This window comes from Kribbella turkmenica, assembly GCF_004348725.1.
In the GTDB taxonomy this organism is placed as follows: domain Bacteria; phylum Actinomycetota; class Actinomycetes; order Propionibacteriales; family Kribbellaceae; genus Kribbella; species Kribbella turkmenica.
The window spans coordinates 1-11061 of record NZ_SMKR01000214.1; the positions used below are offsets into that span (position 1 = coordinate 1).

8 protein-coding genes are annotated in these 11061 nt (G+C 69.0%); 5 read left to right on the top strand and 3 right to left on the bottom strand.

All coding sequences use genetic code 11. From position 1 onward, the window contains the following. Together E1218_RS32255 and ctaC are read right to left on the bottom strand one after the other, a co-directional pair. Window positions 1–630: cytochrome c oxidase subunit I (locus tag E1218_RS32255; RefSeq protein WP_202866308.1), on the bottom strand; the 630-nt coding region annotated here is incomplete at its 3' end. After that, entirely contained in the window at window positions 627–1520 is an 894-nt protein-coding gene (ctaC, locus tag E1218_RS32260; protein WP_132326832.1) for an aa3-type cytochrome oxidase subunit II, read from the bottom strand. The genes E1218_RS32255 and ctaC, both read right to left, overlap by 4 nt. A gap of 152 nt (window positions 1521–1672) precedes the next feature. Here ctaC and E1218_RS32265 point away from each other — a divergent pair, with 152 nt between their 5' ends. The 4 genes from E1218_RS32265 (at window position 1673) to pulA (ending at window position 9605) form a co-directional block, all read left to right on the top strand. Then, complete coding sequence (locus E1218_RS32265; protein WP_202866309.1) at window positions 1673–2788, top strand: cysteine desulfurase family protein; 1116 nt, start codon at window positions 1673–1675, stop codon at window positions 2786–2788. Further along, complete coding sequence (locus E1218_RS32270) at window positions 2785–2997, top strand: sulfurtransferase TusA family protein (protein ID WP_132326833.1); 213 nt, start codon at window positions 2785–2787, stop codon at window positions 2995–2997. The genes E1218_RS32265 and E1218_RS32270 overlap by 4 nt, the downstream gene beginning before the upstream one ends. Window positions 2998–3120: 123 nt before the next feature. Then, window positions 3121–3837 (top strand): SIR2 family NAD-dependent protein deacylase, encoded by a 717-nt coding sequence (locus E1218_RS32275; protein ID WP_132326834.1) that lies wholly within the window; start codon window positions 3121–3123, stop codon window positions 3835–3837. 83 nt (window positions 3838–3920) lie between these two features. After that, entirely contained in the window at window positions 3921–9605 is a 5685-nt protein-coding gene (gene pulA, locus E1218_RS32280) for a pullulanase-type alpha-1,6-glucosidase (RefSeq protein ID WP_132326835.1), read from the top strand. Between the two features lie 37 nt (window positions 9606–9642). On the opposite strand, the gene E1218_RS32285 is transcribed toward pulA, so the two are convergent. Then, a complete protein-coding gene (locus tag E1218_RS32285; RefSeq protein WP_132326836.1) occupies window positions 9643–10542 on the bottom strand; it encodes a diacylglycerol/lipid kinase family protein in 900 nt (299 codons plus the stop codon). Window positions 10543–10579: 37 nt separating this feature from the next. Between E1218_RS32285 and E1218_RS32290 the strand changes: the two genes are divergently transcribed. Beyond that, a partial coding sequence (locus tag E1218_RS32290) for a serine hydrolase domain-containing protein (RefSeq protein ID WP_233712611.1) occupies window positions 10580–11061 on the top strand: 482 nt, incomplete at its 3' end.

An 11061-nucleotide genomic window follows, 5' to 3' on the forward strand; every position in this document is an offset into this window, starting at 1 on the left:
CAGGGTGAAGATCGGCATCCGGAACATCGTCATCCCCGGAGCCCGCATGGTGATGATCGTGGTGACGAAGTTGACCGCACCCAGGATCGTGCCCAGACCGGCCATCCACAGGCCCATGATCCACAGGTCACCGCCGACACCGGGCGAACGGACGGCGTTCGACAGCGGGGCGTAGGCGAACCAGCCGAAGTCGGCCGCGCCGCCCGGGGTGAAGAAGCCGCTGATCGTGATCAGCCCGCCGAACAGGAACAGCCAGAAGCTGAACATGTTGAGCCGCGGAAACGCGACGTCGGGGGCGCCGATCTGCACCGGCATGATCACGTTGGCGAAGCCGACGAACAGCGGGGTCGCGAACAGCAGCAGCATGATCGTGCCGTGCATGGTGAAGAGCTGGTTGTAGACCTCTTCGTTGACGATCTGCAGGCCCGGCTTGGCCAGCTCGGCGCGGATGACCAGCGCCATCACGCCGCCGATCAGGAAGAAGGCGAACGAGACGATCAGGTACAGGTGGCCGATCAGCTTGTGGTCGGTCGTGGTCAGCCACTTGACCGCGATCTGACCCTTGCTGCGCCGGCGAGGCAGCACGGTGGTGGCACCGATGGCCCCGGTGCGCGCGGCGAAGTCCGTCACTTCTCGCCCTCCTCTGACCCGTGGCCAGGAATGGTGGTGGCGTCCTCGCCGCCGACGGCGGCACCGGTCTGGCCCTTGGCGGCCAGTTCGCGCAGGTGCGCGTCGTACTCCGCCCGGGTGACCACCTTGACGGAGAAGACCATCCGGCTGTGGTAGAGCCCGCAGAGCTCGGCGCACTTGCCGGCGAAGGTGCCGGTCTTGGTCGGGGTCAGCTCGAACTTGTTGGTCCGGCCGGGGATGACGTCGAGCTTGAAGTAGAACGACGGCACCCAGAAGGAGTGGATGACGTCCGGCGAGGTCAGGTCGAACTGGACCGACTCGTTCACCGGCAGCCACAGCTCGGCGGGCTTCTCCAGCGTGCCGGTCTCCCAGACGCCTTCCTGCCCGTCGACGGTCTCCTTGTAATTGAAGGTCCACTGCCACTGCTGGCCGACCACGTTCACCGTGTGCTGCGACTGGTTCGACATCGCGGTGATCTGGTTGCCGTGCTCGACGGTGTAGTAGAAGAGCACACCGATGATGGCGAACGGCGCGAGCGTGTAGAGCACCTCGAGCGGCAGGTTGTAACGCACCTGCTTGGGAGCGTCGTCGTTGCGCTTGCGGTACCGCACGACGACGTACAGGATCAGGGCCCAGACCATCACGCCGACGATCAGGGCAGCGATCCAGGCACCGATCCAGAGGCTCCTGACGGCCTCGGTCCGGTCCGATGCGCCCTCGGGGAGACCGAGTCGCTTCCACTGCTCAGTGGTCGCCGACGAACAACCGGTCAGCAGCAGGGTGGTGAGCACCACTCCCGTACCGACCAGCAGGCGTCGCTTCGCCGGACGTGTGGCGGCGGCAGGACCTGCCGCGCGCTCGTCCACTCCGGGCGTGCCGTTCGAACCCACGGGGCGCCTTTCCCTTCCCAAGTGAGACTGACGACCAAACACTACTGGACACCTTCCGGCGTCCCGCGCAGAGGTAGGGCTGAGAGCATGTCGGCTCCTGCGCTGCGTGCTGCGCGGCAGCGCAGGAGCCGACATGCTCTAGCGTTTCCCGTGTGAGCGAGCGTGCGTATCTGGACGCGGCGTCGGCCGAGGCGTTGCATCCGGCGGCGCGGGAGATGTTGCTGTCGGCAGTCGATTCCGGCTGGGCGGATCCGGTCCGGCTGCACCACGAGGGCCGGACCGCGCGGCTGCTGCTGGACAACGCCCGGGCGGTGCTCGCGGACGCCGTCGGAGTGCGCCCCGACGAGCTCTTCCTGACCACCTCCGGTACGGCGGCCGTCCACGCCGCGCTGACCGCGATCACGGCCGCCCGGAGGCGCAGCGGTACGGCGGTTGTCCACAGCGCAGTCGAGCACTCTGCCGTGCTGCACACCGCGGGGGCCGACGGCGTAGAAGTACGCGTCGACCCGGCCGGCCGAGTAGACCTGGACGCCTTCACGTCAGCTGTGCGTTCGCCCGGTGTCGCGGTGGCTGCGCTGCAGTCGGCGAATCACGAGGTCGGGACGCGCCAGCCGATCGAGGCCGCGGCCGAGGCATGCGGCGACGTACCGCTGTTCGTCGACGCGGCCGCCTCAATCGGGCACGACGCCGTACCGGGCGGGTGGTCGGCGCTGGCCGCGAGCGCCCACAAGTGGGGCGGGCCGGCCGGCGTGGGGTTGCTCGCCGTACGCAAGGGAACACGAATCGCTCCGGCCTGGCCGATGGACGAGCGGGAGGACGGTCTGTCCCCCGGCTTCCCGGACGTCCCCAACACCCTCGCCGCGGCGGCCGCGCTGCAGGCCCGCCAGGCCGAAGCCGCCGGGCTGAACAAGCAGCACCGCGCCTGGATCGACGAGCTCCGGCAGCGCGTCGCCGCCGGCATCCCGGACGTCGAGGTCGTCGGCGACCCGGACGACCGGCTGCCGCACATCCTCACGTTCTCCTGTCTGTACGTCGACGGCGAGGCCCTGGTCACCGCCATCGACGTGGAGGGCTTCTCGGTCTCGAGCGGCTCTGCCTGTACGTCGTCCACGCTGCGGCCGTCGCACGTCCTGGCGGCGATGGGCGTGCTCACCCACGGCAACGTCCGGGTCTCACTCGGCCGGGATACGACGTACGACGACATCGACCGGTTCGCGTCCGTGCTGCCGGGGATCGTCCAGCGGATCAGAGCGGAGATCGGCCTGTGAACACGGACCTCGACTGCCTCGGGCTGCTCTGCCCACTCCCCGTGATCAAACTGGCGAAGCTGCTGCCGACGATCGAGGTCGGCGGCACCGTCACCGTGCTCGCCGACGACCCGGCGGCCGCGACCGACATCCCCGCCTGGTGCCGCCTCCGCGGCCAGGAACTCGTCTCCGCTGAGGCACCACGCTTCGTCGTACGGCGCCTCAGCTGAATCCTCTCGCCCTCCGGACGACCCGATCGGCTGCGCGACGAGCTGTACCGGGACGCCGAGTGGGTCGACTCGATCGTGATGTCGGTCCTGGCGCCCGAGTGGAGAGCCGCTAGCGTCTGAGGCGTGATCGACGCCGAGCGCATCGCCGTACTGACCGGGGCCGGGATCTCGACCGCGTCCGGGATCCCCGACTTCCGCGGCCCGCAGGGGTTGTGGACGAAGAACCCGGCGGCGCAGGCGATGTTCGACATCGACGAGTACGTCGCCTCCCGGGCTGTCCGGGTCGAGGCCTGGAAGCACCGGCTGGCCGCGCCCGCCTGGTCCGCCGAGCCGAACCCGGGCCACCTGGCCCTGGTCGAACTCGAACGCCAGGGCCGGCTGACCGGCCTGATCACCCAGAACGTCGACGGTCTGCACCAGAAGGCCGGCTCCTCCCCCGGCCTCGTGCACGAACTGCACGGCACCGTCTGGCAGGTCGACTGTCTCGAGTGCGCCCGCCGCATCCCGATGGCCGACATACTGCCCCGGCTCGAGGCGGGCGACGACGACCCGGCCTGTGAGGTTTGTGGCGGCATCCTGAAGTCGGCCACCGTGTCCTTCGGCCAGTCGCTCGATCCGCGGGTGCTGGACGCGGCCGTCGCGGCGACCGAGGCGGCCGAAGTCTTCCTCGCCGTCGGCACCTCCTTGCAGGTCTACCCGGCCGCCGGCCTCTGCGACATCGCGCTGCGGACCGGTAAGCCGCTGATCATCCTGAACGCCGAGCCGACCCCGTACGACGAGCAGGCCACGACCGTCCTGCGCACCCCGATCGAGACGACCCTGCCCGGCCTCGTGACCTGACCGTGACATCTGACCCCTCCCCACGGTGAAAGCCGCGGGCTAGCGTCCCCGGCAGGCGGCAGGATCAACGGGAGGGGACCGTGATGCGCGGGTTCAGGCGTTGGACGGCGGGGTTCACCGCGGCGGCGGTGATCGTGCTCGGACTGGGTACGGCGGCACCGGCACCCGCGCAGGTCGCGGCGGACCGGGTGATCACGCTCGCGGGATCGCTGCAGAGCGAACTCGGGTGCGCGGCCGACTGGGACCCGGGATGTACGGCGTCCAGTCTCGGCGCGGCGGCGCCGTACACGAAGGTCTTCGACGTTCCGGCCGGTTCGTACGAGTACAAGGTCACCGTCAACGGCAGCTGGGACGAGAACTACGGCGCCGGCGGCGTCCTGAACGGGCCGAACATCCCGCTGCGGATCGAGGGACCGGCCAAGCTCTCGTTCAGCTACGACGACACCAGCCACGTGGTCACCGTGAAACCGGTCGACCTGGCGGGTCCGGCGGTGACGGCGGCGGACAGGGCGCTGTCGACGCCGAGCCTGCGCGAGGACCTCACCAAGGAGCGGTTCTACTTCGTGATGGCGGACCGGTTCGCGAACGGCGACCCGTCCAACGACGCCGGCGGACTGGCCGGCGACCGGCTGGCCACCGGCCTCGACCCGACCGACAAGGGCTTCTACCACGGCGGTGACCTGACCGGGGTGATTCAGAAGCTCGACTACATCAAGTCGCTCGGTACGACGTCCATCTGGCTGACGCCGTCGTTCAAGAACCGGCCGGTGCAGGGTGCCGGCGCCGACGTGAGCGCCGGATACCACGGCTACTGGATCACCGACTTCACCCAGATCGACCCGCACCTGGGCACGAACGCGGACATGAAGAAGCTGATCAGCCTGGCGCACGGCAAGGGGATGAAGGTCTTCTTCGACATCATCACCAACCACACCGCGGACGTGATCGCGTACCAGTCCGGTCAGTACGGCTACATCCCGAAGTCGACGTCGCCGTACAAGGACGCGGCCGGCAACGTGTTCGACGACAAGCAGTACGCCGCCGGCGACACCTTCCCGCCGATGGACCGGAACACGTCGTTCCCGAACGTCCCGGTGTTCCGGACGCCCGCCGACGAGACCGTGAAGGTGCCGGCCTGGCTGAACGACCCGACGCTGTACCACAACCGCGGCGACTCCACCTTCGCCGGCGAGTCCTCGGAGTACGGCGACTTCGTCGGCCTGGACGACCTGTTCACCGAGCAGCCGCGGGTGCGGGACGGGATGATCGACGTCTACAAGACATGGGCCGAGTTCGGCATCGACGGGTTCCGGATCGACACCGTCAAGCACGTCAACATGGAGTTCTGGCAGAAGTTCTCCCCGCAGGTCCTGGCCGCCGCCCGGAACGCCGGGTCGAAGGACTTCTTCATGTTCGGCGAGGTGTTCGACGCCGACCCGAGGTTCATGTCGACGTACACCACGCAGGGCGCGCTGCAGGCGACGCTCGACTTCGGCTTCCAGCAGAACGCGGTCGCGTTCGCCAAGGGTGACCCGAGCACGAAGCTGCGCGACTTCTACGCGAACGACGACTACTACACCGACACCGACTCGAACGCGTACCAACTGCCGACGTTCCTCGGCAACCACGACATGGGCCGGGTCGGCACGTTCCTCAAGCAGAGCGGCGCGGCCGGACAGGAACTGCTGGCCCGGGACAAGCTGGCGCACTCGCTGATGTTCCTCACCCGCGGCCAGCCGGTCGTCTACTACGGCGACGAGCAGGGCTTCACCGGCGCCGGTGGTGACAAGGACGCGCGGCAGGACATGTTCGCGACCCAGACCACCGACTACAAGGACGACGAGATCGTCGACGGCACCGGTACGACGACGATCGGCAGCCAGGACCGGTACGACGTCGACGCACCGATGTACCAGCACATCGCGGGCCTGCAGAAGCTGCGGGCGAAGTACCCGGCGCTGGCCGACGGTCGCCAGATCCACCGGTACTCCTCGAACTCCGGCGGCCTGTACGCGTTCAGCCGGCTGGGTCAGGACAACGTCGAGTACCTGGTGATCGCCAACAATGCGACGACCGCAAAGTCGGCAACGATCCCGACGTACGGGTCCAACACCTGGTTCAGGCCGGTGTACGGCGGGTCGAAGATGGTCAAGACCGACCGCGAGGGCCGCGTGGCGCTCAGCCAGGCACCGCTGTCGGTGACCGTGTACCAGGCGATCAGCAAGGTTCCGCGCCTGGCCAAGGCGCCGGCGGTGTACCTGAGCTCGCCTGAGCTCGGTGCGACCGTCGGCGGGCGGGCCGAGATCGGTGCGGAGGTGCCAGCGAACACCCCGGTCACCGTGACCTTCGGCTACCGCCCGGTGGGTACGACGGGCTGGCAGCGACTCGGGTCCGACGACAACGCGCCGTACAGGGTCTTCCAGGACGTGTCCAGCCTGCCCAAGGGGACGCTGCTCGAGTACCGCGCCGTGCTGAAGGATGTGTCCGGCAACTACTCGGTGTCGGGCTCGTACGGCGTGGTCGGCGACGCACCGAAGCCCGGTGGCGGCGGAGGCGGCGGGGGCCCGGTCGTCCAGCCGGCCAACGTCAGCGTGCCCGGCGACCACAACACCGAGATGGGCTGCGCGGCCGACTGGTCGCCGGACTGCGACCAGGCCCAGCTGACGCTCGACCAGGAGGACAAGGTCTGGAAGGGCACCTACACCGGGCTCTCCGGCGAGCACGCCTACAAGGCGGCGATCAACAAGACCTGGGACGAGAACTACGGTGCCGGCGGCAACCAGAACGGCGCCAACATCTCCTACACCGGGCCGAGCGGACCGATCACTTTCTACTACGAACACGGGCGCCACTACGTCACGTCGAGTGCCGAGGGGCCGCTCATCACCGTGCCCGGCTCCTTCCAGTCGGAGCTGGGCTGTGCGGCCGACTGGGACCCGGCCTGCATGCGCCCATGGCTGACGGACCAGGACGGCGACGGGACGTACACGTGGTCGACGACCGAGATCGGAGCGGGCAGCTATGAGGCCAAGGTCGCGCACAACCTGTCCTGGGACGAGAGCTACCCGGCCAACAATATTCCGATCACCGTGCCGGCCGACGGCCTGGTCGTCACCTTCTCCTACGCCATCGCGACCCACGTGCTGACCGTCACGACGTCCACACCGGGCGCCCAGCCGGACCTCAGCAAGGCCAAGGCCTACTGGGTCAGCAAGGACCTGCTCGCCGTCCCCGCGGTCGCCCATCCGGAGCGGTTCCGCTGGCGGCTGCACTGGTCGCACGACGCCTCGCTGACGATCGACGCGGACGACATCGGCGGCGCGTCGACCGGCCTGCGCTACGAACCCGACGGTCTGCCACCGTCGGTGCTCGCCAAGTTCCCGGCGTTGAAGGACTACACCGCGCTCAGACTCGGCAAGGCCGACGCCCGGAAGATCCTGACCGGGCAACTCGGGCTGGCGCAGTACGACGACGCCGGGCGGTTGCTCGACGCCACCGGGGTGCAGATCCCGGGCGTGCTCGACGACCTGTACGGCGGGTCGGCGACGAAACGCTCGTACGGCGTGACCTGGCACGGCGGATCGCCCCGGTTCACGCTGTGGGCGCCGACCGCGCAAAAGGTCGGCCTGATTGTCGGATCGCAGACAATCGCCATGCGGCGTGACAACGACGGCTCCTGGTCAGCGAGCGGACCACGGTCGTGGAAGAACGCGCCGTACCGTTACCAGGTGACCGTGTTCGCACCGTCCACGGGCAAGATCGAGACGAACATCGTCACCGACCCGTACTCGGTCGCCCTCACCACCGATTCGGCCCACTCGGTCGCGGTCGACCTCGACGATCCGGCGGGCATGCCGGCGCTGTGGTCGAAGACGCCGTCGCCGAAGCTGGCCCGGTCCGTGGACTCGACGATCTACGAACTGCACGTCCGCGACTTCTCCGTCAACGACACCACCGTGCCGGCCGCCCACCGCGGCACGTACCTCGCCTTCGCCGACGAGGGCAACGGCACCAAGCACTTGCGGTCGCTCGCGGCAGCCGGGCTGAACACGGTCCACCTGCTGCCGACGTTCGACATCGCGTCGATCCCGGAGGCCGGTCAGCAGACGCCGGCCTGTGACCTCAAGTCCTTCCCACCGGACTCCGAGCAGCAGCAGGCCTGCGTGACCGCGGTCGCGGCGAAGGACGGTTTCAACTGGGGCTACGATCCGTTCCACTGGCTCGCGCCGGAGGGCTCGTACGCGACCCAGCGGGACGGCCTCGCCCGGGTGGCCGAGTTCCGCACGATGGTCGGCAGCCTGCACAGGTCCGGGCTGCGCGTCGTCCTGGACCAGGTCTTCAACCACACGCCGTCCGCCGGACAGGCGCCGACCTCGGTCGTGGACAAGATCGTGCCGGGCTACTACCAGCGGCTGAACGTGACCGGCGGCGTAGAGACCTCGACCTGCTGCAGCAACATCGCCACCGAGCACGCGATGGCCGAGAAGATCATGGTCGACGGCACTGTCAGCTGGGCGAAGAACTACCGGGTCGACGGCTTCCGCTTCGACCTGATGGGCCACCACAGCAAGGCCAACATGCTCAAGGTCCGGGCCGCGCTCGACAAGCTCACCCTGGCCAAGGACGGTGTCGACGGCAAGCAGGTCTACGTGTACGGCGAGGGCTGGAACTTCGGCGAGGTCGCGAACGACGCGCGGTTCGTCCAGGCCCGGCAGGGCAACCTCGGCGGCACCGGCATCGGCACGTTCTCCGACCGGCTCCGCGACGGCGTCCGCGGCGGCGGCCCGTTCGACGAGAACCCGCGGATCCAGGGCTTCGGCTCCGGCGCCGCCAGCGACCCGAACGGCGACCCGGTCAACGGTTCGGACGCCGACCGGGCCAAGCGCCTCGCCCACGACACCGACCTGATCCAGCTGGGACTGGCGGCGAACCTCAGGAACTTCTCGTTCCGCTCGGCCGAGACCGGCACAGTGGTCCGCGGTGACGCCGTCGACTACAACGGCTCACCGGCCGGGTACGCCGACCAACCGAACGAGGTTGTCACGTACGTCGACGCGCACGACAACGAGACGCTGTGGGACGCCCTGACGTACAAGCTGCCGACGTCGCTCACCATGGCCGACCGGGTCCGGATGAACACGGTGTCGCTGGCGACGACCGCGCTGGCGCAGACCCCGTCGTTCTGGCACGCGGGCGCCGACCTGCTGCGGAGCAAGTCGCTGGACCGGAACTCGTACGACTCCGGCGACTGGTTCAACACCCTCGACTGGACCGGCGCGGACAACGGCTTCGGCCACGGTCTGCCGCCCAGGCCGGACAACGAGGCGAAGTGGCCGTTCATGAAGCCGCTGCTGGCCGACCCGGCCCTGAAGCCGACCGCGGCCGACGTGGCCACGGCGACGGCCGCCGCTCAGGACCTGCTGAAACTCCGCTTCTCCACGCCGCTGTTCCGCCTCGGGTCGGCCGACCTGATCCACGCGAAACTCACCTTCCCGCTGAGCGGCGCGACCCCCGGCGTGATCACCATGCGCATCGACGACACTGTCGGCGCCGCCGTCGACCCGGCCCTCGAGGGTGTCCTGGTCGTCTTCAACAGCACCGCTTCGACCGTCACCCAGCAGGTCCCAGGCCTGACGGGCGCGAACCTGAGCCTCTCCCCCACCCAGGCCACCGGCTCCGACCCGGTGGTCAGGCAAACGACCTGGACGCCGTCCTCCGGCACGGTCTCGGTTCCGGCCCGGACGGTCGCCGTACTGGTTCAATCCTGACCCTGCCGACCTCCGCCCGCCCCGAGGCGGGCGGAGGTCACGGGACTCGGACGATCAGTGCGGCGGGGTCGACCGAGGCGCTGAGGGTGCGGCCGTCGGCGATGGTGTCGCCGTCGAGTTGGCGGCGTACCATCTTCGCCGCGGTCACCTGGATCCGCTTGCCGGTGAACCGCTCGACGTGTTGTTCGCGCAGCGGTTTGACGACGAGGCTGAGCGCGAGCCGCGGCCACTGGCTGATCCGGCGCGGCGCCAGCACGACGGCGTCGAGCACGCCGTCGTCCGGTTCGGCGTCCGGCAGCAGCGGGACGTTCGCCTGCAGGGTGCCGACGTTGCCGATCACCACGGTCCGCGCGCGCCGCCGCAGCGGCGGCTGGTCGTCCACGATGATCTCGACCCGGACGGACGGGTGGTTCAGGTTCCTCAGCGTCGCCACGACGTACGCGGCCCAGCCGACCCGCTTCTTCAGCTCGTCGGGTGCGTCCGCGATGATCGCCGCGTCCAGCCCGAGGCCGGCCATCACCACGAACCGGTCGGTCTCCAGCTCGTCCCCCTCGACCTCGATGCTGTCGATGCGCTGCTCGTTGCCGTCGAGCAGCTCGGTCAGCGCGCTGTCGAGATCCAGCGAGATGCCGAGGTTGCGGGCCAGCAGGTTGCCCGTCCCGGTGGGCAGTACCGCGACCGGGATGCCGCTCCGGGCCATCTCCGCGCAGACGACGCGCACGGTGCCGTCCCCGCCGGCCACCACGACCAGGTCGACCACTTCCTCGATCGCCCGCTTGGCCATCGTCGACCCGGCGTCGTCCACGGTCGTCTCGAGCCAGAGCGAGTCGTCGAACCCGCGCTCGGTCAACGCGGCGTCGACAGTACGGCGGAAGTCGTCAGCGTCCGGAACCTTCACCGGGTTGAGGATGACCGCGGCTCGTCTGATGGAACTCACCTGATAATCGTCCGTTCGGGGAGATAGCGTGCTCGGAGTGAGCAGCCTTCCACGGAGTACCCCAGAAACCCAGGGATTGAACACGGCCGCGCTCGACGCCTTCGTCACCGCGCTCGACGCCGCCGGCCCGGAGATCCAGACCGCGATGCTGCTGCGGCACGGTCAGGTGGTTCTCGAGGCGGAGTGGTCGCCCTACCGGCTGACCGATCCGCACCTGCTGTTCTCGGTGTCGAAGAGCTTCACCTCGACCGCGATCGGGCTGGCGATCGACGCCGGGCTGCTGACGCTGGACGACCCGGTGATCTCGTACTTCGGGCCCGACGAGCTGCCGGCGGTGATCACCGACAACCTCGCGGCGATGACGGTCCGGCATCTGCTCACGATGACGACCGGGCACGCGAAGGACACCGTCGAGGCGCTGAGCCGGGACCGCCGGATGGTGAAGGTCTTCCTCGGTCTCGACGTCGAGCACCCGCCGGGCACGGTGTTCGTCTACAACAGCGGCGCGACGTACATGCT